22 protein-coding genes are annotated in these 26,399 nt (G+C 74.2%); 13 read left to right on the top strand and 9 right to left on the bottom strand.

Annotation, left to right across the window (positions count from 1 at the left end; translation table 11 throughout):
- The first annotated feature begins 113 nt into the window (after positions 1-113).
- A complete protein-coding gene (locus tag BS73_RS10255) occupies positions 114-905 on the top strand; it encodes an enoyl-CoA hydratase/isomerase family protein (protein ID WP_051939776.1) in 792 nt (263 codons plus the stop codon).
- 219 nt (positions 906-1,124) lie between these two features.
- Here BS73_RS10255 and BS73_RS10250 read toward each other — a convergent pair whose 3' ends face one another.
- Both BS73_RS10250 and BS73_RS10245 read right to left on the bottom strand, forming a co-directional pair.
- Positions 1,125-1,409 (bottom strand): DUF6295 family protein, encoded by a 285-nt coding sequence (locus BS73_RS10250; RefSeq protein ID WP_037571262.1) that lies wholly within the window; start codon positions 1,407-1,409, stop codon positions 1,125-1,127.
- 20 nt (positions 1,410-1,429) lie between these two features.
- Complete coding sequence (locus tag BS73_RS10245) at positions 1,430-2,179, bottom strand: dienelactone hydrolase family protein (RefSeq protein ID WP_037571261.1); 750 nt, start codon at positions 2,177-2,179, stop codon at positions 1,430-1,432.
- Between the two features lie 127 nt (positions 2,180-2,306).
- On the opposite strand from BS73_RS10245, the gene BS73_RS10240 reads away from it, so the two are divergent.
- A complete protein-coding gene (locus tag BS73_RS10240; RefSeq protein ID WP_037571260.1) occupies positions 2,307-3,473 on the top strand; it encodes a baeRF3 domain-containing protein in 1,167 nt (388 codons plus the stop codon).
- A 96-nt stretch (positions 3,474-3,569) separates the two neighbouring features.
- Here BS73_RS10240 and BS73_RS10235 read toward each other — a convergent pair whose 3' ends face one another.
- Both BS73_RS10235 and BS73_RS10230 read right to left on the bottom strand, forming a co-directional pair.
- A complete protein-coding gene (locus BS73_RS10235) occupies positions 3,570-5,024 on the bottom strand; it encodes an APC family permease (RefSeq protein ID WP_037571258.1) in 1,455 nt (484 codons plus the stop codon).
- An 80-nt stretch (positions 5,025-5,104) separates the two neighbouring features.
- Entirely contained in the window at positions 5,105-6,793 is a 1,689-nt protein-coding gene (locus BS73_RS10230) for an AMP-binding protein (protein WP_037571257.1), read from the bottom strand.
- Between the two features lie 200 nt (positions 6,794-6,993).
- Between BS73_RS10230 and BS73_RS10225 the strand changes: the two genes are divergently transcribed.
- Positions 6,994-10,248 carry an acetyl-CoA carboxylase family protein gene (locus tag BS73_RS10225; protein ID WP_037571256.1) on the top strand — a complete coding sequence of 1,085 codons (3,255 nt, stop codon included), beginning with the start codon at positions 6,994-6,996 and terminating at the stop codon, positions 10,246-10,248.
- 7 nt (positions 10,249-10,255) lie between these two features.
- On the opposite strand, the gene BS73_RS10220 is transcribed toward BS73_RS10225, so the two are convergent.
- A complete protein-coding gene (locus BS73_RS10220) occupies positions 10,256-11,980 on the bottom strand; it encodes a carbohydrate binding domain-containing protein (RefSeq protein ID WP_037571255.1) in 1,725 nt (574 codons plus the stop codon).
- A gap of 209 nt (positions 11,981-12,189) precedes the next feature.
- Here BS73_RS10220 and BS73_RS10215 point away from each other — a divergent pair, with 209 nt between their 5' ends.
- Together BS73_RS10215 and BS73_RS10210 are read left to right on the top strand one after the other, a co-directional pair.
- Positions 12,190-13,560 carry an MFS transporter gene (locus BS73_RS10215; protein ID WP_037571253.1) on the top strand — a complete coding sequence of 457 codons (1,371 nt, stop codon included), beginning with the start codon at positions 12,190-12,192 and terminating at the stop codon, positions 13,558-13,560.
- Entirely contained in the window at positions 13,560-15,008 is a 1,449-nt protein-coding gene (locus BS73_RS10210) for an aromatic amino acid ammonia-lyase (protein WP_037578973.1), read from the top strand. The genes BS73_RS10215 and BS73_RS10210 overlap by 1 nt, the downstream gene beginning before the upstream one ends.
- A 4-nt stretch (positions 15,009-15,012) precedes the next feature.
- Here the strand turns inward: BS73_RS10210 and BS73_RS10205 are convergent, their stop codons facing one another.
- Positions 15,013-15,420: a YybH family protein gene (locus BS73_RS10205; RefSeq protein WP_051939775.1), complete on the bottom strand. Its 408-nt coding sequence runs from the start codon at positions 15,418-15,420 to the stop codon at positions 15,013-15,015.
- A gap of 70 nt (positions 15,421-15,490) precedes the next feature.
- Between BS73_RS10205 and BS73_RS10200 the strand changes: the two genes are divergently transcribed.
- The 3 genes from BS73_RS10200 to BS73_RS10190 all read left to right on the top strand — a co-directional run bounded on the left by BS73_RS10200 (position 15,491) and on the right by BS73_RS10190 (position 18,869).
- Positions 15,491-16,414 carry a LysR family transcriptional regulator gene (locus BS73_RS10200; RefSeq protein ID WP_084703951.1) on the top strand — a complete coding sequence of 308 codons (924 nt, stop codon included), beginning with the start codon at positions 15,491-15,493 and terminating at the stop codon, positions 16,412-16,414.
- Positions 16,411-17,196 (top strand): SDR family oxidoreductase, encoded by a 786-nt coding sequence (locus tag BS73_RS10195; protein ID WP_037571251.1) that lies wholly within the window; start codon positions 16,411-16,413, stop codon positions 17,194-17,196. The genes BS73_RS10200 and BS73_RS10195 overlap by 4 nt, the downstream gene beginning before the upstream one ends.
- A gap of 104 nt (positions 17,197-17,300) precedes the next feature.
- Positions 17,301-18,869, top strand: coding sequence for an APC family permease (locus tag BS73_RS10190; protein ID WP_037578969.1), 1,569 nt, complete (start codon positions 17,301-17,303; stop codon positions 18,867-18,869).
- Positions 18,870-19,049: 180 nt separating this feature from the next.
- Here BS73_RS10190 and BS73_RS10185 read toward each other — a convergent pair whose 3' ends face one another.
- The gene (locus BS73_RS10185; RefSeq protein ID WP_037571249.1) at positions 19,050-20,210 is read right to left on the bottom strand and encodes a lactate 2-monooxygenase; all 1,161 of its coding nucleotides are present in this window, start codon (positions 20,208-20,210) and stop codon (positions 19,050-19,052) included.
- A gap of 115 nt (positions 20,211-20,325) precedes the next feature.
- Between BS73_RS10185 and BS73_RS10180 the strand changes: the two genes are divergently transcribed.
- Positions 20,326-20,646 carry a DUF6158 family protein gene (locus tag BS73_RS10180; RefSeq protein WP_407674988.1) on the top strand — a complete coding sequence of 107 codons (321 nt, stop codon included), beginning with the start codon at positions 20,326-20,328 and terminating at the stop codon, positions 20,644-20,646.
- A gap of 239 nt (positions 20,647-20,885) precedes the next feature.
- Here BS73_RS10180 and BS73_RS10175 read toward each other — a convergent pair whose 3' ends face one another.
- Positions 20,886-21,620 carry a FadR/GntR family transcriptional regulator gene (locus tag BS73_RS10175; RefSeq protein WP_051939774.1) on the bottom strand — a complete coding sequence of 245 codons (735 nt, stop codon included), beginning with the start codon at positions 21,618-21,620 and terminating at the stop codon, positions 20,886-20,888.
- Positions 21,621-21,733: 113 nt separating this feature from the next.
- On the opposite strand from BS73_RS10175, the gene BS73_RS10170 reads away from it, so the two are divergent.
- The 4 genes from BS73_RS10170 to BS73_RS10155 all read left to right on the top strand — a co-directional run bounded on the left by BS73_RS10170 (position 21,734) and on the right by BS73_RS10155 (position 25,948).
- Positions 21,734-22,675 carry a dihydrodipicolinate synthase family protein gene (locus BS73_RS10170; RefSeq protein WP_037571247.1) on the top strand — a complete coding sequence of 314 codons (942 nt, stop codon included), beginning with the start codon at positions 21,734-21,736 and terminating at the stop codon, positions 22,673-22,675.
- A complete protein-coding gene (locus tag BS73_RS10165; protein ID WP_037571245.1) occupies positions 22,672-23,637 on the top strand; it encodes an ROK family protein in 966 nt (321 codons plus the stop codon). The genes BS73_RS10170 and BS73_RS10165 overlap by 4 nt, the downstream gene beginning before the upstream one ends.
- A complete protein-coding gene (locus BS73_RS10160) occupies positions 23,634-24,359 on the top strand; it encodes an N-acetylmannosamine-6-phosphate 2-epimerase (RefSeq protein WP_037571243.1) in 726 nt (241 codons plus the stop codon). The genes BS73_RS10165 and BS73_RS10160 overlap by 4 nt, the downstream gene beginning before the upstream one ends.
- Before the next feature lie 92 nt (positions 24,360-24,451).
- Entirely contained in the window at positions 24,452-25,948 is a 1,497-nt protein-coding gene (locus BS73_RS10155; protein ID WP_051939773.1) for a sialate:H+ symport family MFS transporter, read from the top strand.
- Here BS73_RS10155 and BS73_RS10150 read toward each other — a convergent pair.
- The gene (locus BS73_RS10150; RefSeq protein WP_037571241.1) at positions 25,906-26,304 is read right to left on the bottom strand and encodes a hypothetical protein; all 399 of its coding nucleotides are present in this window, start codon (positions 26,302-26,304) and stop codon (positions 25,906-25,908) included. The genes BS73_RS10155 and BS73_RS10150 overlap by 43 nt on opposite strands.
- Positions 26,305-26,399 lie beyond the last annotated feature (95 nt).

The following is a 26,399-nucleotide window of genomic DNA, read 5'->3' as shown; positions in this document are numbered from 1 at the left end:
TCTTGACAGGAGTTCAGACGGCTCTGGCACTCTAGCTCAGCGAGAGACTGGTCCAGTGGTCCAACCAGTCAAGCGCAGGCCACGAGCGACGGGCAAGGCAGAGGAGCCGCAGGATGACATCCAAGTCGAGCGGACACACCGGATCCGGAGCCGTCGGCCTCGTCCGCGAGGGCGCGCTGGCCCGGGTCCGCCTGGGCACCGGGCACCGCGCGAACGCGCTGGGCAGGCGCGACTGGGAGGCGCTCGGCGCGCTCTTCCGCGACCTCGCGGCCGACGAGTCGCTGGCCGCGGTGATCGTCGCCGGGCGCGGCGCCACCTCCTTCAGCGCCGGCTCCGACATGCGCGAGTGGCTGGCGGCCGAGCCGGCGGACATCGACGCCTCCTTCGCGGCCATGGAGGACGCCCTCACCGCCATCGAGCAGCTGCCGGTCCCGGTGGTCGCCCAGGTCCGCGGCACGGCCGCCGGCGCCGGCTGCCAACTCGCCTGCGCCTGCGACCTCCGGGTCATCGCCGACGACGCCCAGATGGGGATGCCGATCGCCCGCTGGGGCATCCTCGTCCCCCCGCCGTTCGCGGCCCGGGTGGCCCTCCTCACCGGCCCCGCGGCGGCCCGCGACCTCCTCCTCACCGGCCGGCTGGTCACCGGCGAGGAGGCGGCCAGGATCGGCCTCGCCACCGCCGCCGTCCCCGACGACCGCCTGGAGGCCGAGACGGACGCGATCGTGGCCCGGATCACGGCCCAGCCGACGGCGGCGGTCCGAGCCGCGAAGCGCTCCATCGACGCCCTCCTCGCCCCCGCGCGCGACCACCTCCGAGGCCTCCCGGTGGGCCCCGCCGCCGACTACGCCGCCCTCCAGAAGGGCCTCTCCACCTTCCTGTCCCGCACGATCACCGCCACGGGCTGAGCCGCTGCGGAGCCCTGCGAATCCGTGCGGCGAATCAAGGGGCGCGGGGAACTGCGCGGCCGGCGCCGTCCTCTGCCGCACTCGGCGGCGGAGGAAGGGCTGCAACCCGGTGGCCGTTGCGGGTGCGGCGCCGTAGTGGGCTGGTCGCGCAGTTCCCTCCCCGCGCCCCATAGTTGCGCCTGCCGCGCTGCGCTCGGGGCCCCGAGCGGGTCCCGCGCCTCAGTGGCCCGCGGCCGCCTTCTCGGAGGCCAGTCCGGGGGGCGCCGTCGCCAGGGTGTTCTGGATGGCGGCCACCAGGGCCAGCGCGGCCTCCTCCGTGAGTTCCAGGGGGATGCGCGCGCCGGCGCCCTGGGAGGGGTTGAGGAAGTCGATGTTGACGGTGTGCTCGTAGGGGGCGTGCTGCGGGTGGTCGACGTAGACCATCGCGTGGGTGAGCGGGAAGTAGCCGTCCCTGCCCTTGCCGCTGCCGTTGATCTCGACCTTCTCGGTCAGATAGGTGCACATGCGAGTCTCCTGAGGGCGGGTCAGGACGCCAGGTGGCGGCCGTAGAAGTCGAGGATGCGGCTCCAGCCGTCGTTGGCCGCCTCCGGCCGGTACGACGGGCGGTTGACCGAGAAGAAGGCGTGGCCGGCGTTGTCGTAGCGGTGGAACTCGTAGGACTTGCCGTGCTCCTTGAGCCGGTCCTCCAGCTCGTTCACCGCCTCGGGGGAGGGGTACTGGTCCTCGTTGCCGAACAGGCCGAGCAGCGGGCAGCGCAGCTCCTTGGCGAGGTGGCCGATCGGCTCGACCTGCAGCGGGAAGCCCTCCGGCGGGGTGCCGGTGACGAACGCCCCGTAGCAGTCCACCGCCGCCTGCACGTCGATGCTGCATCCGGCGAGGAACGACTGCCGCCCGCCCGAGCAGTAGCCGATCACGCCGACCTTGCCGTTGGAGTTGGTCAGCGCCCGCAGGTAGCGGGCCGCGCCCTCGGCGTCGCCGAGGAACCGCGGGTCCGGCACCCCGCCGTTGGCGCGGGCCGCGGCGGCCGCGTCGTCCGGGGACGCGCCCGGCGCCTCACGCGAGTACAGGTTCGGGCAGACGGCGTTGTAACCCTCGGCGGCGAAACGCCGGGTGATCTCCTTGGTCTGGATGTCGTAACCGGGCATGTGGTGGATGACCACCACCCCGCCGACCGGCTCGGAGGCCATCGGCCGCGCCGAGTAGGCCTCGATCTCGTCCCCGTTCGCGCCGGCGATGGTGATGGTCTCCGCGAGGAGTGCGTCATAAGTGGGCATGGCCGCACCATAGCCCCGAAGCCTCTCGACGATCTTCCCCAGGGCCCCTGCGCCGGGGCCCTCGGGATGCGTTCCGGCCGGACGCTTGCGAAGCTGCACCGGAAGAGCACCTGGAGAGGGAGCTTCGATGTACACCAGTGACTTGACCCCCGCCGTTCTCCGCGAGCTCCGCGCGCCCCGGCCGTATCCGGCGCTTTCGCTGACCGCCCGCACCTACCGCCGGGAGCCGGACAACGCCGGCGACGCGCTGCGGCTGCGCAATCTGGTCTCGGAGGCGCACAAACGGCTGCACGCCGACCCGGAGGTCTCCCACGAGGCCCGTAAGAGGGTCGGCGAGCAGCTGGACCGGGCGGTGGCCGAGGTCGACCTGGCGCACGCCGGGGACGGCCTGGTCCTGCTGGCCTCCGCCGACGAGCACCAGGTGTGGCGGATCCCCCGTTCGGTTCAGGACCGGGTGGTGCTCAGCGAGACCTATCTCAGCCGCAACCTGGTCGCCGCCGCGGCCCAGGAGCGCCCGTACTGGGTGGTGGCGGTGGACGCGGACGAGGCCCGGCTGTGGTCCGGCGCCGGGGAGGCGCTGCGCCCCCGGGACGCGGCCGGCTTCCCGGTCCGCCCCGAGGAGATCCCCAACGACAGCCAGCGGATGCAGCGCAAGGGCCAGGCCCGCAACCTGTACTCGAACGAGGACGTCCGGGCCTATCTGCGTGACGTGGACGCGGCGCTGGCCAGGCTGCTCGCCGAGGCCCCCCGCCCGCTCTTCCTGGCCGGCCTGCCGCAGACCCTGGGCGTGCTGGAGGAGGTCGGCGACACCTCCGACCAGTGGAGCGGCCGGCTGGCCAAGGGCGCCAAGACCAGCTACGCCGATCTCACCGGCCCCGAGCTGGCCGCGGAGATCGCCGTCCCGCGCGCCGAGTACGCGGAGCGCCAGACCGCCGAGGCTCTGGACCGGCTGGGCGAGGCCCAGGGCGCCAAGCGCCTGGCGGCCGGCGTGGACGAGGTGTACCGGGCGGTGCTGGAGGGCCGGCTGGACGAGCTGGTCGTCGAGGAGCACTACGAGGTGCTGGTCCGGCTGAAGCGCGGCTCAGGCTCCACCCCGGGCTCGGCCGGCGAGGTCCTGGAGGTCCTCCAGGCCGACGAGGTCACCGCCGACCAGGTGCACGAGGACCCGGAGCTCCACGACGACTTCGTCGACGAGATCATCGAGGCCGCGCTGGACACCGACGCCCGGGTCTCCTTCGTCCCGGACGACCGGATCGCCGACTACGGGCGGATCGCCGCCCGGCTGAGGTACTGACCGCCCGCGGCCACTGACCGCCCGCGGCCACTGACCGCCCGCGGCCACTGACCGCCCGCGGCCACTGACCGCGCGCGGTCACCGACCGCCCGCGGATCACTCGTCCGCGACCAGCGACCCCACCCGGTCCCCAAGGGTGGGGTCGCGCCGCGTCAGGACCAGCGCGTACACCAGCGCCCCCGCCAGGACGGCCAGCGCGGCCCAGGGGAACCAGTCGAACGGGGTCGGCTGCCCCGGCTTGGCCAGGTAGTACAGCGGCACCACGATCGCCGCCGCGCCCAGCACCGGCAGCACCCCGTGCTTCAGCCAGCGGAACTCCTCCGGCCGGTACCGCCGGTAGAACACCGGCAGCGCCAGGTTGGAGGCCAGGTAGACGAGGAGCACCAGGATGGTGCCCATGGTGGAGGACTCGGAGAAGAACACCTCCGCGTCCATCCTGCCGTGGCCCAGGAGATGGCCCAGCGCCCAGCCGCCCATGATCAGCAGCGAGACCCCGACGAAGGTGCAGAGCGCCCAGACCGGCGTCTGCCGCTTGGGGTCCACCCGCCCGACGATCGAGGGCAGCAGGCCCTCCCGGCCGGCGTTGAAGACCAGCCGCGCCTGCGAGTTGGTGCCCGCGATCAGGGCGCCGACGGTGGAGGTCAGCCCGGCCAGATAGGCGAAGAAGACCAGCACCCCGAGGCTGCCGTGGGCCACCGAGATGAACGGGATCGGCGCCGCGGCCAGGGACTTGACGTCGTAGCCGAAGCCGGTGACGGTCGCGTAGGCGAAGAGGAGGTAGCCGAGCACCATCATGGCGATGGAGAGGAAGACCGCCCGGCCGACGTTCCGCCGCGGGTTCTCGGTCTCCTCGGCCAGCGCCGCCGAGTTCTCCCACCCGATGAAGAGGTAGATGGCGAGCGGGAAGCCCTGGAAGAGCCCGGTGAACCCGCCGCTGAGATGGCTCGGCTCGAAGGGGGCGGCGGAGAGGTGCCCGCCGTGCCGGGCGATCGCCACCACCGAGACGACCACCAGCACCAGCATCTCCACCCCGAAGAAGAACCCGGCGAGCTTGGTGGAGACGGAGATCCCCCGGATCATCATCGCCACCGCGAGCGCGGTGAAGCAGGCGGTCCAGACGATCCACGGGACGTCGAGGTGGAAGTAGTAGTCGAGAGTGGTCTCCAGGAACCCACCGGAGATGGCGATCACCGAGCCCATGGCGATGATGTAGCCGAGCCCGGCCAGGATGGCCGTGGTGACGGCCGCGGTCGGGCCGAAGGACTTGCCGACGAAGGTGATGAACCCGCCGGCCGAGGGGTGCGCCCGGGAGAACTGGGAGAGGGTGTTGCCCAGCAGCGCGATCGCGATGCCGGCCGCAATCAGGGTGAGCGGGGACGCCACCCCGGCCGTCTCGGCGAGGAACGCGAAGCCGAAGTAGAAGCTCATGGCGGGGCCGATGTTGGCCATGGTGGCGGCGGCGATGTCCACCAGGCGCAGGCTGCCGCGGCGCAGCCGTTGCGGTTCCTCCAGTGCGGGCGGTCCTGCCGGGGCTTGCGGGGCGGAGGACATGCGCGACTCCCTGCGGGAAGGCGTCCGGACGTGCGGGGCGCGTCGGATGATGTGGCGTCAGTTCCCCTGCCCGGGCGGCCTTACACCTTCCGGGCGGCGCCCCCCGCGACGGCCTTCGCCGCTCGCTCGACCAGCACCGTCTTGCGGATCTTGCCGGTCGCGGTGAGCGGCAGCCCGGCGGTCAGCTCGATCTGCGGGACCTTGTAGCCGGCCATCGACTCCCGTGCCCAGGAGGTGAGTTGCTCCGCCGTCAGCTCCGAGCCCGGAACGGTCCTGACGAAGGCGTACGGGCGCTGGCCGCGCTCGGCGTCCTCGACCGGGACGACGGCCGCGGCGAGCACCTCGGGGTGCGCCGCGAGGAGCGTCTCCACCTCGGTGGGGAAGACCGACATCCCCTTGACCTTGATCATGTCCTTGTCGCGGCCCAGGTAGTGGAGGCAGCCGTCCTCGTCCAGCAGGCCGATGTCGCCGGTGCGCAGCCAGCCCTCGGCGGTGACGGCGGCGGCCGTCGCCTCCGGGCGGCGCCAGTAGCCGTGCAGCAGGGACGGGGTGCGGATCAGGATCTGGCCGCGCTCGCCGAGCGGCAGCGGCCGGTCGGTCGCGAAGTCCGCGACCATCAACTCCGTGCCGGGGACCGGGAGTCCGCAGAAGACCGGATCGGTGGTGAGGTCCCGGTCGCCGTCCTGGAAGCCCGTGGTGGCGGTGTCGCTGGTGTGGGTCTCGGTCATGCCGTACGAGGCCTCGCGCAGCACGCTGTGCGGGCCGGCCGCGTCCCGCCAGCGGCGGCGGATCTCCGGGGTGAGCTTGCGGACGAAGGAGACGGTGGCGGGATGGGTGAGCGAGGAGAGGTCGTCCTCCTCGGTGACCCGCTCCAGCAGTTCGAGGTAGTTCTCCACGGTCCCGGTGAGCACCCGCACCCGGTGCGCCGAGATCGCGTTCAGCACCGCGCGGGCGTCCCAGCGGGGCAGCAGTACGCAGGTGCCGCCGGAGGCGAGCGGGGCCAGGATGCCCAGGTTCTCGCCGGCGATCCAGAAGACCGGCAGGAAGCAGACGTAGACGGCGGGTTCGCCGGTGCCGCCGGTGATCCCCAGGTCGATGGCGGCGGCGGTGTACATCATGTCGCCGCCGGTGTGCTCGCAGCCCTTGGGGAGGCCGGTGGTGCCGCCGGTGTAGTTCAGCGCGGCCAGGGCGTCGGGGTCGTCGGCGCAGGCGCCGTGCCGGGCGTGCCCGCTCACGGCACGCGCCCACTCCTCCCCGTCCGCGTCCAGCACCCGGCGGACGCTCGGCGCCTCCGGCCGCACCTCCTCCAGCAGTTCGCGCAGCACGGGATCGGTCACCGCCAGCACCGGCTCGGCGTCCGTCAGCTCGTGCCGCAGCTCGGCGGCCCGGAACATCGGGTTCACCGGGACGTGGACGGCGCCGATCCGCAGTGCGGCCAGCATCGCGATGACGAACTCGGGCCGGTTGCCGAGGAAGACGGCGACCCGGTCGCCCGGCCGCACCCCGGCCTCCGCCGCCATCCAGCCGGCCAGCCGGTCCACGGCCTCGTCGAGCCGGGCGTAGCTCCACTCCCGTCCGGCGAAGACCAGCGCCGTCCGCTCGGGCGCCGTCCGGGCCCAGTGCGCCACGGCCGCGGGCAGCGTCCGGGCGCCGCTCCTCGGCCGCAGTGCGCCCGGCTGCCCTGCCGCGCTCCGGGCCCGCGCCTGCCGCCGCCCGAGATCGGCGAGGTACTCCGCGACGACGTCCCCCTGCGACTGCTCCCTGCCCACCTGCGGCCTCGCTCTCTCCCGGACCCGAACCGCTGCGAGGGTGTACCCGCACGGCGGGGGCCGTCAACGGGGCCGCCGGCCGGGCGGCACCCGGCGTCGGGGGCGTTGACGGGCGCCGGGGACGCGATGATCATGGCGGCACCGGGAGTAGGCGCCGGGAGAAGGTTGCCAGGCACCACGGAAGGTCAAGGAGGACGCTCGTGGGCGTACCGGCGGTGCTCGTCGCGAATCGGGGGGAGATCGCGGTCCGGATCGTGCGGGCCGCGGCGGAGGCCGGGCTGCGCTCGGTCGCCGGGTACGCCGAGGACGAGCCGGAGGCGGCGCACGCCCGGCTCGCCGACGAGGCCGTCCCGCTGCCCGGGAGCGGCCCGGCCGCCTATCTCGACGGACCCGGGATCGCCGCCGTCGCGGCCGAGGCGGGCTGCGAGCTCCTCCACCCCGGCTACGGGTTCCTCAGCGAGGACGCCGGCTTCGCCCGGGCCTGCGCCGAGCGCGGGGTCGGCTTCGTGGGGCCCGCGCCTGAGGTGCTGGAGCTGCTCGGGGACAAGGCGCGGGCCAGGGCGCTCGCGAAGTCCCTCGGGGTGCCGGTGCTGCCGGGCACGGAGCCGGGGGAGGGCATCGGGGCGGCCCGCCGGCTGCTGGCCGAGCACGGATCGCTGATGGTGAAGGCGGTCGGCGGGGGCGGCGGGCGCGGGCTGCGCGCCGTCCGCGACCCGGAGGGGCTGGCCGAGGCCTGGCAGCGGTGCGCCTCCGAGGCCGGTACGGCCTTCGGCCGGGCCGAGGTCTACGCCGAGCGGCTGCTCACCGGGGCCCGCCACATCGAGGTGCAGGTCCTCGGGGACGGCACCGGCGCGGTGTCCCACCTGTGGGAGCGGGACTGCAGTGCGCAGCGCCGCAACCAGAAGCTGATCGAGCTGGCCCCGGCACCGGGGCTGGACCCCGCGCTCCGGGACAGGTTGATCGGGGCCGCGCTGCGGCTCGCCGGCGAGGTGGCCTACCGCGGGCTGGGCACCTTCGAATTCCTGGTCCAGGACGGCGGGTTCTGGTTCCTGGAGGCCAACCCCCGGCTCCAGGTCGAGCACACCGTCACCGAGGAGGTGACCGGAGTCGACCTGGTCGCCGCGCAGCTGCGGATAGCCGTCGGCGAGACTCTGGACGCCCTCGGGCTGGCCGGACCGCCGCCCGCCCCGCGCGGAAGCGCCGTCCAACTCCGGCTCTACGCCGAGCGGTTGGGCCCGGACGGGGAGGCCCGCCCGTCCGCGGGCACCCTCCGCCGCTTCGACCTGCCGACCGGCCCCGGCGTGCGGGTGGACACCGCCTGCCGGCCGGGGGACGCGGTCGGCGTCCGCTACGACCCGCTGCTGGCCAAGATCGTGGTCCGGGGCGGGAGTCCGTCCGCCGCCGTGGAGCGGGCCCGCCGGGCGCTGGCCGAGCTGCGGGTGGACGGGGTCCGCACGGGTGCGGCGCTGCTGGAAGCGGTGCTGGCGCTGCCCGAGCTGCCGGCCGGCCGCGTCCACACCGGGCGGGTGGCCGAACTGGTGGCCGCCGGGGGAGTGGCCGGTGCGGCCGGTGACGAGCCGCCGGAGGAACCCCTGGGCGAGGACGAGGGCGAGGGCGAGGACACCGCCGCCGTGCGCGCGCCGCTCGCCGGCACCGTGCTCTCCCTGGACGTCGCCGTCGCCGAACAGGTCGGCCGGGGCCAGCGGTTGATGGTGCTGGAGGCGATGAAGATGGAGCACGTGGTCCGCGCCCCGGCCGCGGGAAGCGTCCTCCGCCTGCCCGCCGCCGTCGGCGAGACGGTGGACGAGGGCGTCCTCCTCGCCCTCCTCGCCCCCTCGGATTCCGGGGCCGGCCCCGCCGTCGCCGAGGAGGCCCAGGACCCCGACCGGATCCGCCCCGACCTGGCCGAATCCCTCGCCCGGCACGCCGTGGGCCTGGACGCCGGACGACCGGAGGCGGTCGCCAGGCGGCACCGTGTCGGCCGGCGCACCGCCCGCGAGAACATCGCCGACCTCTGCGACGACCCGGCCTCCTTCGCCGAGCACGGCGCCCTGGCCATCGCCGCCCAGCGGCAGCGCCGTCCGCTGGACGACCTGATCGCCAACACCCCGGCCGACGGCATGGTCACCGGCACTGCGACCGTCAACGGCGAGCGCTGCGTCGCCATGTCCTACGACTACACCGTGCTGGCCGGCACCCAGGGGTTCGTCAACCACCGCAAGACCGACCGGATGCTGGAGCTCGCCGGGCGCGGCCGGCTGCCGGTGGTGCTCTTCGCCGAGGGCGGCGGCGGACGCCCCGGCGACACCGACACCACCAAGGTGGCCGGCCTGGACGTCCCCACCTTCCGCCAACTGGCCCGGCTGAGCGGCCGGGTGCCGCTGGTCGGGATCGCCTCCGGCCGCTGCTTCGCCGGCAACGCGGCCCTGCTGGGCTGCTGCGACGTGGTGATCGCCACCCCGGACGCCAACATCGGGATGGGCGGCCCGGCGATGATCGAGGGCGGCGGCCTCGGCGTCCACCGCCCCGAGGACATCGGCCCGATCGAGGTGCAGACCGCCAACGGCGTGGTCGACCTGGTCGCCGCGGACGACGCCGACGCGGTCCGGCTGGCCCGCCGGTACCTCTCCTACTTCCAGGACGCGATCGCCGGCCGGGCCGCCCCCGAGTCCGAGTGGACCGCCCCCGACCAGCGCCTGCTGCGGCACGTCGTCCCGGAGAACCGCCGCCGGGCCTACGACGTCCACGCCGCCGCCACCGGGATCTTCGACACCGACTCGGTGCTCGAGCTCCGCGAGGCCTTCGGCGTCGGCATCAGGACCTGCCTGGCCCGGCTGGCCGGCCGCCCGGTCGGGGTGATCGCCAGCAACCCGCTGCACCTGGGCGGGGCCATCGACGCCGACGCCGCCGACAAGGCCGCCCGCTTCCTCCAGCTCTGCGAGGCCTTCGGCCTGCCGATCGTCTCGCTCTGCGACACCCCCGGCTTCATGGTCGGCCCGGAGTCCGAACGGACCGCCACCGTACGGCACTTCAGCCGGATGTTCGTCGGCGGCGCCAACCTCACCGTGCCGCTGGTCGCCGTGGTGCTGCGGAAGGCGTACGGGCTGGGCGCGATGGCGATGCTCGGCGGCTCCACCCACGCACCCGCGGCCACTCTCGCCTGGCCCAGCGGGGAGTTCGGCGGGATGGGCCTGGAGGGCGCCGTCCGGCTCGGCTACCGCCGCGAACTGGAGGCCGTCGAGGACCCGGTGGCCCGCGAGGCCGAGTACCGGCGCCTGGTCGACGCGATGTACGAGCGCGGCAAGGCGGTCAACACGGCCGCCGCCCTCGAGATCGACGACGTCATCGACCCGGCGGATACGAGGGCCCGCATCCTGGCGGCGCTGCCCGCGCCCGGCACCCCGGCCGCGCGGCCGGAGGGCCGGGAGCGCCGGCCGTTCGTGGACACCTGGTGACGGATCGTCAGCCCAGTGACAGGTCGTCGGCGTACACCGCGCCCTGGCCGTACCAGCCGTGGACGTAGACCGTCACGGTGCCGCTGGAACCGGTGGTGAACGGGACCTTCAGCTGGTTCCAGCTCCCGGACGAGGACCAGGTATCGGCGCTCGCGCCGCCGTTCACGCCGAGGTAGGCGTAGTCGCCCTGGACCCAGCCGGAGAGGGTGTAGGAGGTGTTCGGCTTCAGGGTGACCGTCTGGTCGCACTCGCCGGTCTGGCTGCCGGTCGGGGAGATCTCTACGGCGTGGCTCCCGGAGTGGACCGGGCCGCCGACCACCGCGTCGCCGCTCTGGCAGGTCCACGGGCTGAGGCCGCCGGTCTCGAAGCCGCCGTTGGCGAGCGCCCCGGAGCCGCCGCCGCTGCCGCTGCCGCCGCCGGAGACGGTCAGGGTGTAGGTCGCGCTGTGGCTGCCGGAGGCGGCCGTGCCGGTCACCGTGATCGGGTAACTGCCCGCCGCCACCCCGCCGGCGACCGCGGCGGTGAGGGTGCTGGAGCCGCCCGAGGTGACCGAGGACGGGCTGAACGAGACGCTCACCCCGCTCGGGGCCCCGCTCGCGGAGAGGGCGACCGGCTCGGCGGAGCCGGCGGCGACCCCCGTCGCCACCTCGGCGGTGGCCGAACCGCCGGGAGCCGCACTGCCGGAGCCCGGCGACACGGAGAGCGAGAAGTCGCTGCCGGTGGTCCCGCCGCCGCCCCCGCCCCCGGAGGACCCCTCGTACGGCACGAAGGCGTCGGTGAAGGCGAGGGGGCTCTGGCCGATCTCGCTGCAGGTGGAGAGGGAGTTGGCGGTTCCGCCGCAGGGCTGATCGCGGGTGACGGCCCAGAAGGAGAGCCGGCCCAGGCCGTTCTGCGCCGCGAAGGACTCCACGCTCTGGGCGTCGGCCAGGGTGAAGGTGGAGCCGTCGTCGTTCTTGCCGATCATCGGGGTGAGGCCGAGGTCGGCATAGGTGTAGCCGGGGTCGACGGACTGCATCTGGGCCAGTGTGGCCTTCGCCGCCGCGATCGCGTCCGCGCCCATGTCGGCCGAGGTGCCCTGGTAGTAGTCCATCGCCATGAGGTTGACGACGTCGATCCGGATGCCCGCGTTCTTCGCCGCCTGCAGGATGCCGACGCCGTCCGAGGTGAGCCCGCTCGGCAGCACCGGCAGGGTCATCGAGAACCGCAGCGCGGGGTCGGCCGCCTTGAGGTCCTTCATCGCCTGCATCTGCCGGGCCGCGGCGGCGGTGTCGGCGATGGCCGCGCCCTCGACGTCGAAGTCCAGCTGCTGGACGCCGTAGTCGTTGATGATCGCCTGGTAGCCGGCCTCGATGCTGCTCTGGTCGGTGCAGGTCCAGGCGAGCGGCTCGCCGTCGGCCCCGCCCGAGGAGACGATCACCGAGGCCCCCTCGGACACCGCCTTGGCGATCTCCGGGTCGGTGTAGGAGTCACCGCCGACCGGCAGGGTGTCCCCCCACTCCTGGCTGCAGCCGGTGCCGATGACGAAGGCCGCGGTGAAGGCCTTCAGCCCGTGCTGGGTGATGGCGGTGTCGAGCAGCGGCTCCTGCCCGTTGGACATGTCGGTGTACGGGGCCACCGAGTACACGCTGGTCGCGGCCGCGCTGGGGCTCGCGCCGAGCACGCCGAGGGCGGCGGACGCCAGGAACGTCAGTGTCCCGGCGACCGCCGCCAACCTGCCTCTGCTGCCTAACACTTGGGCCTCCCTGTGGGGCTCGGGAACGGTCGGGAACTCGTGGCCCCGCAACTGAACTCCCACGGCAGGTTCCTGTCAATAGGACTAGACCAACCGCCTGGCCGTCCCCGTCGGCCGCCCGACTGAATGAGTTTTTTCAGTCTGACTATTGTGTGACTGGCAAATTACAAGCATGCTGTGGGCTGCCCACAGACCTCGGAGGCAGGCACATGGCAGTAGCAGGGACGGCTGGGGACACGACCGGCACCAGAACGGCCGGGGCCGGCGCGCCGGACGACGCGGCCGCACGCGAGCCGCTCACCGGCTTCCATCTCCGGGTGACCGCGACGACCTTCGGGGCCAACTTCTCCGACGGCTACGCGCTCGGCATCATCGGGGCGGTCCTCCCGGTGCTGAACACGAGCATGCGCCTCTCCGGGGTGTGGCAGGGCCTCCTCGGCGCCTCCGCCCTGATCGGCCTGCTGGTCGGCAGCATCCTCCTCGGCCGGGTGGCGGACGCCATCGGCCGGCAGAAGCTGTACCTCTACAACTTCATCCTGATCACCATCGCCTCGGCGGCCCAGTTCTGGGCGCACAGCGCGCCGCTGCTCTTCATCCTCCGGCTGGTGATCGGCTTCGGTCTGGGCGCCGACTACGCCGTCGGCCCCACCCTCCTCTCCGAGTTCGCCCCGCGCCGGCTGCGCGGGGTCCTCCTCGGCTCGCTCACCGTGCTGTGGACGGTCGGCTATGTCCTGGCCAACGTCCTCGGCACCTACCTGCCGATGACCGACACCGCCGCGCACTGGCTGCTGGCCAGTGGCGCGCTGCCCGCGCTGCTGGTGCTGCTGCTGCGGATCGGCATCCCGGAGTCGCCGAGCTGGCTGGCCTCCCGCGGCCGGTTCGAGGAGGCGGCCCGGATCCGCCGGGACTTCCTCCGCCAGGAGGCCACCGCCGAGACCGAGTCCGCGCAGGCCACCGAGGCGCTCCCGGCCGCGGGGTACCGCGAGCTCTTCGCCCGCGGCCAGGCCCGGAACACCTGGTTCGGCGTCGTCTTCTACAGCGCCCAGGTACTGCCCTACTTCGCCATCTACACCTTCATGGCGCAGATCCTCGGCACCCTCCACATCTCCGACGCCGACACCCAGAACCTGGTCCTCAACCTGGCGCTGCTGCTCGGCGGCGTGATCGGGCTGTGGCCGGTGCAGCGGATGGGCCGGCGTCCTTTCACCATCGGCACCTTCGTCGTCCTCACCGTCTGCCTGGCGCTGATGGCCGCCCTGAGCGGCACCTCCGGCCTGCTGCTGATGGTGCCGTTCATCGTCTACACCTTCGTGATGGCCGGCGCGTCCAACATCACCCAGGTCTACCCGCCGGAGCTGTTCCCGACCCCGCTCCGCGGCTCCGGCGTGGGCTTCCTCAACGGCACCAGCCGGATCGCCTCCGCCGTCGGCACCTTCCTGCTGCCGATCAGCCTGGACTCGCTCGGCATCGGCTGGTCGATGGCCTGGATGGCGCTGGTGCTGCTGCTCGGCACGGTCGTCAGCGTCCTCTGGGCGCCGGAGACCCGGGACTCGTCCACCACCGAAGTGTGGGTGCACTGATGCCCGGCACAGCCCTGGACGGCAGGTCGCTGACGGCCGATCAGGTCACCGCCCTGGCCCGGCGGGAGGCGCTGCCCGCCGTGGACGCCGACGCCCGCCGCGCCCTCGACGAGAACCGCAAGCTGGCCGCCGAGGCCACCGCCCACCGACCGGTCTACGGGCACAGCACGGGGGTCGGCGCCAACCGCACCGCCACCGTCAGCGCGGAGTCCGCCGAGCTCTTCGGCATGCGGCTGCTGCGCAGCCACAGCGGCGGCATCGGCCCGGTCGTGCCGGACGAGGAGGCCCGGGCGATGCTCGCGGTCCGCCTCAACCAGCTGCTGGCCGGCGGCTGCGCGGTGCAGGTCGGTGTCGTGGACCGGCTGGCCGAGGCGCTGGCCGGCGGCCATCTGCCGACCGTCCACGCGCTCGGCGCGATCGGCACCGGCGACCTCTCCGCCCTGGCCGAGCTCGGCCTGACGCTGGCCGGGGAGCGGCCCTGGCACGGCGGCACGGGCGAGCCGCCGGAGCCGCTGCGGCTCACCCGCTGGGACGCCCTGCCGCTGATCTCCAGCAGCGCCCTGACGATCGGTCAGACCGCGCTGGCCGCCACCGATCTGGGCCTGCTGCTGGACCGGCTGCCGCTGGTGGCGGCGCTCACCCTGACCGCGGTCCGCGGCTCCGGTCAGCCCTACGCGGCCTACGTCCACGAACGCCGGCCGCACGCCGGGGCGGCCGCCTTCTCCGCCTGGATGCGGGAGCTGCTGGCCGACGCCGACTGGCAGCCGGCCCTGGTGCAGGACCCGTTCGGGTTCCGCTGCCTGCCGCAGGTCCACGGGGCGGCGCTGGACGCCCGGGCCTCGCTGGACGAGGTGCTGGCCGTGGAGCTCAACGCGGCCGCGGAGAACCCGCTGCTGGAGGCCGCCGCCGCGACCTACCACCACCACGGCGGCTTCCATCTGGCCCGGCTCGGGCTGGCCCTGGACCAGTACCGGCTGGGCCTCCTCGGCACCGCCGAGCTGTCCACCAGCCGGCTGGGCGTCCTGGTCGAACCGGCCTTCACCGGCCAGCCGCCGTTCCTCGCCACGGCGGCCGACGGCAGCAGCGGGGTGATGATCGTCGAGTATGCGGCGCAGTCCGCGCTCGCCGAACTGCGCGGCGCCGCCCAGCCGGTGACCCTCGGTCATGCGGTGATCTCGCGCGGGGTGGAGGAGCACGCCAGCTTCGCCTCCACCGGCGCCCGCCGGCTGCGCGAGTCGGTGGACCACTTCCGGCTGGTCCTCGCCTGCGAGCTGGTGGCGGCCGTCCGCGCCCTCCGGATGCGCGGTCTCCGTCCGCCGGGCGGCGGCGAGTTGGCCGCCTTCTACGACCGGGCGGCCGAGCGGCTTCCCTCGTCGGTCGAGGACCGCAACCTCACCGGCGACGTCGAGGCCGCGGCGGCCCTCCTCTCGGCTCCCGCGCCGGCCTGACCGGTCAGCCGGCGTCCGGGTGGACGAACTCCGGCTGGTCCAGCACCCGTACCCAGCTCCCGTCCGGCCGGCGGCGGACCACCTGCGCGCGGGCGCCGGCCCCGTCGCCGGGCGGGGTCGAGGTCAGCGCGAGGTCGCCGTCCGCGCTGAGGAGGGTGGGCAGCGGGGTCTCCGGCCGGAAGCGCGGCCGGTTCGCCAGCACCTTCGCCCAGAGCTCGCGGATGGCCTCCCGGCCGACCGTCCGCGAGCCGGGCGGGTAGGCGAGGACGGCGTCCTCGGCGTAGAGGGCCGCGACTCCGGCGGCGTCCCCCTGGTTGGAGCGCTCGACGAAGAGCCGGGTGATGTCCTCCGGCCGCATCGCCTTGGGGTAGGCCTCGTAGTCGATCGTCTCGGGGTTCTCGTCGTCGTTCATGAGTCCATCGTCGGCCGCCCTCGACCAGAAGTCCAACAGATGGTTCTTCTGGGTACTAGAATCCACACTCATGGACCTGAGGCAGCTGGAGTACTTCGTCGCGGTCGCCGAGGAGCGGAACTTCACCCGGGCCGCGGAGCGGGTGCACATCAGCCAGTCCGGGGTCAGCGCGCAGATCAGGCAGCTGGAGCGGGAGCTGGGCGCCGAGCTGTTCGACCGCTCCGCCCGCACCGCCACCCTCACCGCCGCCGGAGCCGCCGCCCTGGGGCACGCCCGCGCGGCGCTGGCCGCGGCCGAGGCGGTGGGCCAGGCGGTCGGCGAGGTCAGCGAGTTGATCCGGGGCCGGGTGACGGTCGGGATGGTGGTCGGCTGCACCGTCACCCCGTTCTTCGACGCGCTCGCCGCCTTCCACGGCGCCCATCCGGGGGTCGCCGTCTCCCTCCTCGAGGGCCGCTCGGACCGCCTGGTCGAGGAGGTCCGCTCGGGCGCCGTCGACGTCGCGCTGGTCGGTACCGCGGGCGAGCCGCCCGCCGGCCTCGACTCCCGCGTCCTGGTCAGCGAGCCGCTGGTGGCCGTGGTCGCCCCCGGGCACCCGCTGGCCGGCCGCAAGCGGCTCCGCCTCCGCGATCTGACGGGCCGTCAACTCATCTCCATGCCCGAGGGCAGCGGCCTGCGGTCGGTCTTCGACCGCTGCTGCGCCGCCGCCGGCGTCCAGCCCGCCGTCGCCCTGGAGGCCAGCGCCGCCGACGCGATCGCCGACCTCTCCGCCCGCGGCCTCGGCGTCGGCCTCCTCAGCGAGTCGATGGCCCCCCGCTACCGCGACCGCCTCACCGCCCTCCCGATCACCGACGCCACCGTCCCCGGTCTCCTCGTCCTGGTGTGGCGGCCGGCCCCGCCGCCGGCCGTCCGCGCGCTGGTCGCCCGGCTGCCGGCCGGGGCGGAGGGAAACCGCTCGCGCGCGGCCGCCGCGGATGGCCAGACTCGCCGACCATGAGCAACCACGACAACGACCGCCTGCCGCTCTCCGGCCGCACCGCCCTCGTCACCGGCGTCAGCCGGCGCGCTGGGATCGGCCTCGCCGTCGTCCGCCGGCTGGCGGGGCTGGGCGCCGAGGTCTTCCTCCACCACTACGCCCCGCACGACGCCGAGCAGCCCTACGGCGCCGACCCGCAGGGCCCGCCGGTCGACGGCCATCGGCACCTCGGCCTCGACCTCGCCGACCCCGAGGCCCCCGCCCGGCTGATGGCCGCCGCCCGGGAGGGCGCCCCCGGCGGCCAGGTCGACATCCTGGTCTGCAACCACGCCCAGTCCGGCCACGACGGCACGCTGGACCGGATCAGCGCCGCCGACCTGGACCTCCACTGGGCCGTCGACACCCGCTCCAGCCTGCTGCTGGCGCAGGCCTTCGCCGCCCAGTACGAGGACGGTCCGCGCCCCGGCGCCGGCCGCGTCCTCCTGCTGACCTCCGGTCAGCTCCTCGGCCCGATGCCCGAGGAGCTCGCCTACGCCACCGCCAAGGGCGCCCTGGCCGCCGTCACCCCCACCCTGGCCGACCACCTCGCCGACCGCGGGATCACCGTCAACTGCGTCAACCCCGGCCCCGTGGACACCGGGTACGCCTCTCCGGAGGCCCACGAGCTGGTCCGCCGGCGCTTCCCGGCCGGCCGCTGGGGGGAGCCCGACGACCCGGCCCGGCTGATCGCCTGGCTGGCCACCGACGACGCCCGCTGGATCACCGGGCAGGTGATCAGCTCCGAGGGCGGCTTCCGCAGGTGAAACACCGGGCGTGGTGCTGGGGCTCTTCCGGTGCGCCTTGAGAGGATCCAGGCGGGGCCGAGGAGAAGGAAGAGGGACGGGTGTCGGAGAGCCAGCAGCAGCCGGTGGTCACCGCGACCGCCGAGGTGGCCGAGGAGGAGCGCCGCCTCAGGCACGACCTGGGGTTCTGGGGGCTGACCGCGATCGGCTTCTCCAACATCGTCGGCTCCGGCTGGCTCTTCGCCGCGATGTACGCGGCGCAGACCGCCGGGCCCGCGGCGATCCTGGCCTGGATCGGCGCCGGGGTGCTCTGCGCGCTGGTCGCCCTGGTGATGGTCGAACTCGGCGTCTCCCGCCCGGAGGGCGGCGGCACCGTCCGCTGGCCGCTGTTCGCCAGCGGACGGCTGGTCGGCACCCTGATCGGCTGGTCCACGCTGCTGTCGGTGGGCGGCACCGCGGCCGAGATCAGCGCCATCATGCAGTACGCCGGCCACTACCTGCCGGGGGTCTACCGGAACGGCGGTCTCACCGCCGCCGGGGTCGGCGTGGCCGTGGGGCTGAGCCTCCTGCTGACCGCCCTCAACTGGTTCGCCGTCCGGATCTTCGCCCGTTTCAACAACCTGATCGCCCTGTTCAAGGTCGCGGTGCCGATCCTCACCGTGATCGCCCTCTTCGCCTCCGGCTTCCACTCCGGCCGCCTCACCGAGGGCGCCCACGGCGGCTTCGCGCCGTACGGGTACCCGGCGGTGCTCAGCGCGCTGGCCGGCGGCGGCATCGTCTACTCGCTCAACGGGTTCCAGGCGCCGCTGGACTTCTCCGGCGAGGCGCGCAACCCCCGCCGGACGATGGCGGGTTCGGTGCTGGCCGGCATCGGCCTGGCCCTGGCGATGTACCTGGCGCTGCAGTTCGCCTTCCTCTACACCGTCCCCGAGCACCTGCTGATCGCCGGGCACGGCTGGAGCGGGGTGAACTTCGACTCCCCGTTCGGGCAGCTGGCGCTGATCCTCAACCTCCAGTGGGTCTCCAGCCTGCTGTACGTCGACGCGGTGGTCTCGCCCGGCGGCTCGGCGTACGTGGGCGTGGCCATCGACGCCCGGCACACCTACGCGCTGGCCAAGAACGGCACGCTGCCGCGGTACTTCATGAAGGTCAGCGGCCGGAGCGGGATCCCGCAGCGGGCGCTGCTGCTGAACCTCGCGGTGATCCTGGTCTTCCTGCTGCCGTTCGGCGGCTGGCAGCAGATCGTCAGCGTGATGGGCGACATGTACCTGCTGATCTACGCGGGGGCGGCGGTGGCCGTCGCGGTGTTCCGGGGGCGGCCGGACGGGGGGCTGCGGGGATGGGTGCCGGGGCTCTCCTGGATCGCGCCGCTGAGCTTCGTCGTGGCGAGCGAGTTCATCTACTGGTCCGGCTGGCACGATCTGCGGTTCGCGCTGCCGCTGGTGCTGGTGGGGCTGCTGCTGTTCTTCTTCCTGCGGCCGGCGGGGGAGGGGGCGCGGCGGTTGGGCGCGGAGTTCGCGCGGGGCGCCTGGATGGTGGTCTATCTGCTGCTGCTCACCGCGTTCTCCTGGCTGGGCTCCTTCAAGGGCTCCGGCCGCATCGCCGCCCCGTGGGACTCCATCGCGGTGGCGTTCCTCTCCCTCGCGATCTTCGCCTGGGCGGTGGCCTCCGGCCGAGGCCGCGGGCCCGGCTGAGCCCGAGGGGCGATTCCGGGGGCGCGGGGAACTGCGCGCCCAGGCGTCTGCGGTCCGCACCCGGCAGCGGGGTCAGGGTGGCAACTCAATAGCCGTTGCCGAGTGCGGACCGCAGCTGGCTGGGCGCGCAGTTCCCCGCGCCCCTGGAATCGCCCTTCGGGCTTCGTCCCGGGGCGAGAGCTAGGAGCGGGTCACGTCGTCGCGGGTGATGCTGGTCGCCGTCGCGTGGCCGGACAGCGCCAGCGTCAGGTCGAGTTCCGCCAGATGCGCGCGCAGCACATGCTCGACCCCCGCCTGCCCGTCCAGCCCCAGCGCGTACACCCACGGCCGCCCCAGCAGCACCGTCTTCGCCCCCAGCGCCAGCGCCTTCGCGGTGTCCTCGCCGCCGCGGATCCCGCTGTCGAAGAGGACGTCCAGGCGGTCGCCGACCGCCTCCGCGATCGCGGGAAGCGCGTCCGCCGCGCCGATCGCGCCGGCGACCTGGCGGCCGCCGTGGTTGGAGACCACGATCCCGTCCATGCCGGCGTCCGCCGCCCGCCGCGCGTCGTCGGGGTGGAGGACGCCCTTCAGGACGATCGGGCCGTCCCAGTTCTCCCGGATGAAGTCCAGGTCGTCCCAGGTCTTGGTGGGGTCGTTGAACATCCCCACGAAGTGCATCACCGCCGCCTGGAGGTCCTCGACCGGCGGCTTGGCCAGGCCGGCCAGGAACGCCGGGTCGGTGAAGTAGTTCTCGGTGCCGATGCCGTGGAGGAAGGGCAGGTAGGCCTGGTCGAGGTCGCGGGGCCGCCAGGACAGCAGCCAGGTGTCCAGGGTGACCAGCAGCGCCGAGTAGCCGCTCTCCTTGGCCCGGCGGAGGAAGCTCTTGGTGACCTCGCGGTCCTTGGGCCAGTACAGCTGGAACCAGCGCTCGCCCTCGCCGCTGGCCTCCGCCACGTCCTCCATCGAGGTGCTGGACGCCGAGGAGAGGGTGAACGGCACGCCGACCTCGGCGGCGGCCCGCGCGGCGGCCGTCTCGGCGTCCGGGTGCATGATCGACAATACGCCGACCGGGGCCAGCGCCACCGGGGCCGGCAGCCTGCGGCCGAGTACCTCGACGGAGAGGTCCCGGGTGCCGACGTCCCGCAGCATCCGCGGCACGATCCGCCAGCGGTCCAGCGCCTCGCGGTTGGCGGCCTCGGTCTTTCCGCCGCCCGCGTTCCCCGCGACGTAGCCGTACGGCCCGGCGGGCAGCCGCGCCTCGGCGATCTCGGCGAGCCGGGAGAGGTCAGTGGGCAGTCGGGGGACCTTGCCCAGCAGCCCGTTCAGGTAGATCTCGTACTGGAAGGCGGCCCAATCGGTCATGGCGCGCAGCGTAGCCGACCGCCGCCGGTTCGGTGATCCCGATTGCCGACCGCCTGAACGGGGGACACGCTGGACGGCAGGAGCACGCGCCGTTCCCACCCTGGAGGTGGCCGCCATGCCCGATATCCACGACCTGCCCGAGACTCCGGCCGCCGCGCCGCCCGTGCCCGATCTGGGCGAGTCCGCCGGCCCCGAGCCCGGCATCCACTCCGGGGTGGCGGCCAGGCGGCTGACCGACGCGCAACTGCTGCGCGAGCTCGGCCAGTTGCACCGGACCCGGCACGACACCTTCCTGTACGGGTCGGTCGGCGCGCTGGACCGGCACACGCTGCGGACGCATGAGCTGGAGCAGGAGTACCTGCGCCGGCATCCACGCCGGCACGTGGCCTCGGGCCGCACCCGGGCCGGGGCGCGGGCCCGGGCGGGCGCCGTCTAGCGGCGGCCCTTCGGTTCACCGGGCCTTCGGCGACGGGAGCCTTCGGCCAAGCGGGCCGGCGGTTCAGCGGGCCTTCGGTCAAGGGGGCCGGCGGTTCAGCGGGCCTTCGGCCCAGCGGGCTCTCGGTCAAGCGGGCCGGCGGTTCAGCGGGCCTTCGGCCCAGCGGGCTCTCGGTCAAGCGGGCCGGCGGTTCAGCGGGCCTTCGGCCCAGCGGGCCGGCGGTTCAGCGGGCCTTCGGTTCAGTCGGCCTTCGGCCCAGCGGCCCAGCGGCCCAGCGGCTCAGCGGCCGAGCGGCCCAGGCGGGCGCGGATGTCGTCGAAGTGGCGGTGCATCCACTCGACGGCCCGCGCCCCGTCCTTGTCCTCCAGCGCCTGGACCAGCTCGCGGTGCTGCCGCCAGGTCCCTCGGGGGTCGGAGTGCGCCGGGTCCAGCTCGGCCCTGACCTGGTGGAGGGCGGCCCAGAAGGCGTCCAGCACCTCGCTGAGCAGGTGGTTGCCGAGGGCGCGGTAGAGCGCGAGGTGGAAGGCGCGGTCGGTCTCGGGCCGGATCTCGGACAGCTTCTCCGCCTCCCGCTCCATGGTGTCGACCAGGCCCTTGAGCACCGCCAGGTCCTCGGCGGGAAGCGACGCCGCGACGGTGCCGATCAGGCCGGACTCCAGGGCCTCGCGGACCTCCATCAGCTCGGCCAGCGCGGGCGCGCCCTGGTGGTGGTGGACGGCGGCGCGGAAGGCGATCCCGTCCACCAGCGGCTCCAGCGAGAGGCTGCCGACGTAGGTGCCGAAGCCGTGCCTGATGTCGACGATCCGCATCGCCTGGAGCGCCTTGAGGGCCTCGCGCACCGAGTTCCGGCTGATGTCGAGGATCTCCACCAGCTCGGCCTCGGTGGGCAGCGGGTCCCCGGGGGCCAGCCGGCGGTCCAGGATCAGCTGCTTGATCCGCTCCTGGACGTCCTCGGACATACTGCGCCTCGCCATCGGGCGGCTCCCTGACTCTCTTGACGGCGGCCTTCGGTCCGGGTTTATCGTAGCCCACAACGTAGGACGTCCAATGTCCTATGTCGGATGTCCTGAGTTCGATGGAGCACCTCATGTCGCTGAGCGAGCCGCTGCGCGGAGTCGTCCCCCCGGTCTGCACCCCCCTCGACCGCCAGGGGGACGTGGACACCGCCTCCCTGTCCGCCCTGGTCGAGCATCTGATCCGGGGCGGGGTGCACGGCCTCTTCGCGCTCGGCTCCACCAGCGAGGCCGCCTACCTGGACGACGCCCGGCGCCGGATCGCCCTGGAGACGGTGGTCAAGGCCGCCGACGGCCGGGTGCCGGTGCTGGCCGGGGTGATCGAGGCGACCACCGCCCGGGTGCTCGACCAGGCCCGCGACGCGGCCGAGTTGGGCGCCCGGGCCCTGGTCGCCACCGCGCCGTTCTACACCCGCACCCATCCGGTGGAGATCGCCCGGCACTTCCGGCGGATCCGCGCCGAGGTCCCGCTGCCGCTCTTCGCGTACGACATCCCGGTCTCCGTGCACAGCAAGCTCCCGGCGGCCCTGGTCCGGGAGCTGGCGGAGGACGGCACCCTCGCCGGGCTCAAGGACAGCAGCGGGGACGACGGCGCGCTGCGGCGGCTGCTGGTCGACCTGGACGGCCGGCGGCCGGCCGGCTTCGCGGTGCTGACCGGCTCCGAACTCACCGTGGACGCCGCCCTGCTGGCCGGCGCCGACGGAGTGGTGCCGGGCATCGGCAATGTGGACCCCGCCGGCTATGTACGGCTCTACGAGGCGGCGCGGCGCGGGGACTGGCCGGCGGCCAGGGCCGAACAGGAGCGCCTGGTACGGCTCTTCGCGATGGTGGACGTCGGCCCGGAGGCGGCGATGGGGCGCAGCTCCTCGGCGCTCGGCTCGTTCAAGGCCGCGCTGTGGCTGCTCGGCGTCATCGACTGCCCGGACACCGCCTTCCCCCAGGTGCCGCTCGGCGAGCCGGAGTTCGCCGCGGTCGCGGAGCGACTGCGGGCCGCGGGGCTGGAGCCGGTGCGATGAACTCCGGGGTCCTGGAGGCGGGGCCGGTGATCGGGCTGGACCTCGGCGGGACGAAGATCGCCGGGGCGCTGGTCGCCCCGGGCGGCCGGGTGCTCGCCCGGGACCGGCGGCCGACCCCGGCGGACGCCGGGCCGCGGGCCGTCCTCGACGCGCTGGCGGACAGCGCGCGGGCGCTGGCCGCCGGCGTGGTCCCCGCTCCGCGGGCGATCGGCGTCGCCGCCGCCGGGCTGATCGACCCCGAGGCGGGGGTGGTCCGCTCGGCCACCGCGATCATCGCCGGCTGGGCGGGCACGGCGGTGGCCGCCGAACTCGCCCGCCGCGCAGGGCTTCCGGTCGCCTGCGACAACGACGTGCGCGCCGCCGCATGCGCCGAACTCGAGGCCGGTCCGTCCGGGAGCACTCTCCTCCAGCTGTCCGTCGGCACCGGGATCGGCGGCGCGATCGCCTACCGGGGACGGCTGCTGACGGGTCGTCAGGGCGTCGCCGGGCACCTCGGCCACCTGCCGAGCCCGGAGGCGGCCGGGCTGCTCTGCTCCTGCGGCGCCGTCGGCCATCTGGAGGCGGTCGCCTCGGGCCCGGGGATGGCGGCGGCCTACGCCCGGTCGGCCGGGGCGGGTGGCAGGCCGCCCGCGCTGGAGGAGGTCGTCCGCCGGGCCGAGGGCGGAGACCGGGCCGCGGCCGGCGCCGTCGAGCTGGGCGCCCGCGCCGCCGGACGCGCCCTCGGCGGGCTGGCCAACGCGATCGGCCCGGACCGGGTGGTCGTCGGCGGGGGAGTGCCCGGTATCGGCAAGCGCTACTGGTCCGCGCTGCGGGCCGGCTTCGCCGCCGAACTGCTGCCCCCGCTGGCCGATCTGGTCCCGCAGCCGCCCGCCCACGGCGCCGACGCGCCGCTGCTCGGCGCGGCGCTGCTCACCGCCCGGCTGCCGCTGCACCGGGCCGATCCGGAGGGAGTCCTCGGATGAGCACCCGTCAGCACGGGAACGTCACGGCGGCCGGGCTCCGCGCCGCCCTGCGCGGCGGTCTCGTGGTCTCCTGCCAGGCCCCGCCCGGCGACCCCATGCGGGACACCTCCGCCATGGTGCGGATGGCCCAATCGGCCTCCGCAGGCGGTGCGGTCGGCCTCCGCGCCAACGGCCTGGAGGACGTCCGGGCCATCGCCGGGAGCGTCGGGCTGCCGCTGATCGGACTGTGGAAGGACGGCGACGAGGGGGTCTACATCACCCCGACCGTCCGGCACGCCCTCGCCGTGCGCGAGGCAGGCGCCGGGATCGTGGCCGCCGACGCCACCGACCGGCCGCGGCCGGACGGCAGCCGCTTCGCCGAGCTGGTCGAGGCGGTGCACGCCACCGGCGGGCTGGTGATGGCCGACGTCTCGACCGAGGCGGAGGGCGTCGCGGCCGCGGCGGCCGGCGCCGACCTGGTCGGCACCACCCTGGCCGGCTACGTCCCCGGCCCCGGGCGGCGGCCCCGTACGGAGGGTCCCGACCTGGAGCTGGTGGCCCGGCTGGCCGGGCGGATCGACGTGCCGGTGGTCGCCGAGGGCCGGATCGGCACCCCGGAGGAGGCCGCGGCGGCGCTCGCCGCCGGGGCCCACTGCGTGGTGGTGGGCACCGCCATCACCGCACCCACAGCGATCACCCGGCGGTTCGCCGCCGGTCTCGCGGCGGCGGCAGCGCGCGGCTGATCGCCGCGGACCCGCCGCGGATCCACCGCGAATCCGCCGCCGCACTTGGGACGAGGCTCAACGAGGAGCCCGTCGGGCATCCTGGAGGCAGTATGACCACCACCACCGCACCAGCCAGACCCTGGTACCGCGAGGTCGGGGCGACCCGCTGGCGGTCGTTCTTCGCGGCCTGGCTCGGCTATGTGCTGGACGGTTTCGACTTCGTACTGATCACCCTTGTGCTCACCGAGGTGAGCGCCACCTTCCATCTGAGCACCGTGGAGGGCGCCAGCCTGGTCTCGGCGGCCTTCATCACCCGCTGGCTGGGCGGGGCGGTCCTCGGCTCGCTGGGCGACCGCTACGGGCGCAAGTCCGCCATGGTGCTCAGCATCCTGCTGTATTCGCTGGGCACCCTGGCCTGCGGTTTCGCCTGGAACTACACCAGCCTCTTCGTGGCCAGGCTGGCCATCGGCATGGGCATGGCCGGCGAGTACGGGTCCAGCGCCACCTACGTCCTGGAAAGCTGGCCAGGGCGGCTGCGCAACCGCGCCTCGGGCTTCCTGATCTCCGGCTACTCGGTCGGCACGGTGATCGCCGCCGAGGTCTACAAGGTGGTCGTGCCCAGCCTGGGCTGGCGCTGGATGTTCTACCTCGGCCTGATCCCGATCGTGGTCGCGCTGTGGGTGCGCCGGGCGCTGCCGGAGGCCGAGGAGTGGCAGGAGACGGTGGCCGACCGGGGGCGCAGGCCCAACCCGTTCCGGCCGCTCTTCGCCACCCCGCGGCTGGCCGCCCTCAACGTGCTGCTGGCGGCGGCTGCCGCGGCCGCACTCTTCTCCGTCTTCACCTCGGTCGCGGGCGGGGCGGTGCTGCCGCTGTCGGTGCTCGCCGGACTCTGCCTGCTGGCCTTCGCGGTGCAGCTGGGCGGCCGGCGCGGCTGGCTGCTGTACGCCTCGCTGATGGTGACGGTCTTCGTGGCCTTCATGTACAGCTGGCCGATCCAGGCGCTGCTGCCGACCTATCTGAAGGAGCAGCTGCACTACGGCCCCGGGCAGGTCACCGACGTCCTCTTCTGGGCCGGGTTCGGCACCATGGCAGGCTGCTGGCTGGCCGGGTTCGTGGGGGACTGGATCGGGACGACCAAGGCGTACTCGATCACCCTGGTGGTCTCGCTGGCCTTCGTCTTCCCGGTCTTCGCCGTCCACGGCAACCTGCTGGTGCTGGGCCTGCTGCTGTTCGTCCTCCAGGCGCTGAGCTTCGGCATCTCCGGGCTGCTGCCCCGGTACATCGGCGGGCACTTCCCGACCGAGAGCCGGGCGGCCGGCCTCGGCTTCACCTACAACGTGGGTGCGCTGGGCGGGGCGGTGGCACCGGTGCTGGGCGCCCGGCTGGCGAGCGGGATGCCGCTCGGGCAGTCACTGGCGGTGCTGACCTTCGCGGGAACACTGGTCACCGCGGCGCTGGTCGGCTTCGACGTGCCGGGCCGGCTGCACCGGAGGCTCAACCCGGACGCGGTCCGCGACCACCTGGCGCCGGCGGCCGCGGAGCCGGCGGACGACGCGGACGGCGGTCAGCCCTCGACGGTCTCGCAGGGGCGGCCGAGCAGGTTGTAGCCGCCCGGGGTGCGCTCCCAGGCCTCGGCGCAGACCAGAGTGCCGGAGAAGAAGTTCCGGTTCGGGTGCACCACGACGTCGGGGGCGTTGAAACCGCCGGCGTTCCAGTGCTGGTCGCCGGTGTTGAAGGAGTAGTCGCCGGCGTAGATGTGGAAGTGGCCGTCGAAGCCGCGGTTCAGGATCGCCGCGTCCACCTCGGACACGTAGTCGCGGTTGCCGGCCACCCCGATCCAGACCGACCCGTTGGTCCCGCCCGCGTTCGCGGAGGCGGGACCGGCGGTGAGGGCGACGGTGGCGACGGCGGCGGAGACCAGGCCGAGGACGACGCGGGGGCCGTGGGGGCTCTTCTTGCGCATGGCGCAGAAAGTAGCAGAGCGATCACTGGAGGTAGTGGAAGGCTCCCTCCTCCGTCGCGGGTGGCGCCGCGGCCGGAGCGGGCCATCCTTCCCTG

The organism is Phaeacidiphilus oryzae TH49 (assembly GCF_000744815.1).
In the GTDB taxonomy this organism is placed as follows: domain Bacteria; phylum Actinomycetota; class Actinomycetes; order Streptomycetales; family Streptomycetaceae; genus Phaeacidiphilus; species Phaeacidiphilus oryzae.
Note: the sequence above shows the minus strand (reverse complement) of the source record. Positions and strands in the feature narration are given on the sequence as shown.

What these genes read in the sequence shown, in the direction of transcription:
- BS73_RS10255 (WP_051939776.1), top strand. Translation starts at nt 114, where the DNA reads ATGACATCCAAGTCGAGCGGACACACCGGATCCGGAGCCGTCGGCCTC.
- BS73_RS10250 (WP_037571262.1), bottom strand. Translation starts at nt 1,409, where the DNA reads ATGTGCACCTATCTGACCGAGAAGGTCGAGATCAACGGCAGCGGCAAG.
- BS73_RS10245 (WP_037571261.1), bottom strand. Translation starts at nt 2,179, where the DNA reads ATGCCCACTTATGACGCACTCCTCGCGGAGACCATCACCATCGCCGGC.
- BS73_RS10240 (WP_037571260.1), top strand. Translation starts at nt 2,307, where the DNA reads ATGTACACCAGTGACTTGACCCCCGCCGTTCTCCGCGAGCTCCGCGCG.
- BS73_RS10235 (WP_037571258.1), bottom strand. Translation starts at nt 5,024, where the DNA reads ATGTCCTCCGCCCCGCAAGCCCCGGCAGGACCGCCCGCACTGGAGGAA.
- BS73_RS10215 (WP_037571253.1), top strand. Translation starts at nt 12,190, where the DNA reads ATGGCAGTAGCAGGGACGGCTGGGGACACGACCGGCACCAGAACGGCC.
- BS73_RS10210 (WP_037578973.1), top strand. Translation starts at nt 13,560, where the DNA reads ATGCCCGGCACAGCCCTGGACGGCAGGTCGCTGACGGCCGATCAGGTC.
- BS73_RS10205 (WP_051939775.1), bottom strand. Translation starts at nt 15,420, where the DNA reads ATGAACGACGACGAGAACCCCGAGACGATCGACTACGAGGCCTACCCC.
- BS73_RS10200 (WP_084703951.1), top strand. Translation starts at nt 15,491, where the DNA reads ATGGACCTGAGGCAGCTGGAGTACTTCGTCGCGGTCGCCGAGGAGCGG.
- BS73_RS10195 (WP_037571251.1), top strand. Translation starts at nt 16,411, where the DNA reads ATGAGCAACCACGACAACGACCGCCTGCCGCTCTCCGGCCGCACCGCC.
- BS73_RS10185 (WP_037571249.1), bottom strand. Translation starts at nt 20,210, where the DNA reads ATGACCGATTGGGCCGCCTTCCAGTACGAGATCTACCTGAACGGGCTG.
- BS73_RS10180 (WP_407674988.1), top strand. Translation starts at nt 20,326, where the DNA reads ATGCCCGATATCCACGACCTGCCCGAGACTCCGGCCGCCGCGCCGCCC.
- BS73_RS10175 (WP_051939774.1), bottom strand. Translation starts at nt 21,620, where the DNA reads ATGGCGAGGCGCAGTATGTCCGAGGACGTCCAGGAGCGGATCAAGCAG.
- BS73_RS10170 (WP_037571247.1), top strand. Translation starts at nt 21,734, where the DNA reads ATGTCGCTGAGCGAGCCGCTGCGCGGAGTCGTCCCCCCGGTCTGCACC.
- BS73_RS10165 (WP_037571245.1), top strand. Translation starts at nt 22,672, where the DNA reads ATGAACTCCGGGGTCCTGGAGGCGGGGCCGGTGATCGGGCTGGACCTC.
- BS73_RS10160 (WP_037571243.1), top strand. Translation starts at nt 23,634, where the DNA reads ATGAGCACCCGTCAGCACGGGAACGTCACGGCGGCCGGGCTCCGCGCC.
- BS73_RS10155 (WP_051939773.1), top strand. Translation starts at nt 24,452, where the DNA reads ATGACCACCACCACCGCACCAGCCAGACCCTGGTACCGCGAGGTCGGG.
- BS73_RS10150 (WP_037571241.1), bottom strand. Translation starts at nt 26,304, where the DNA reads ATGCGCAAGAAGAGCCCCCACGGCCCCCGCGTCGTCCTCGGCCTGGTC.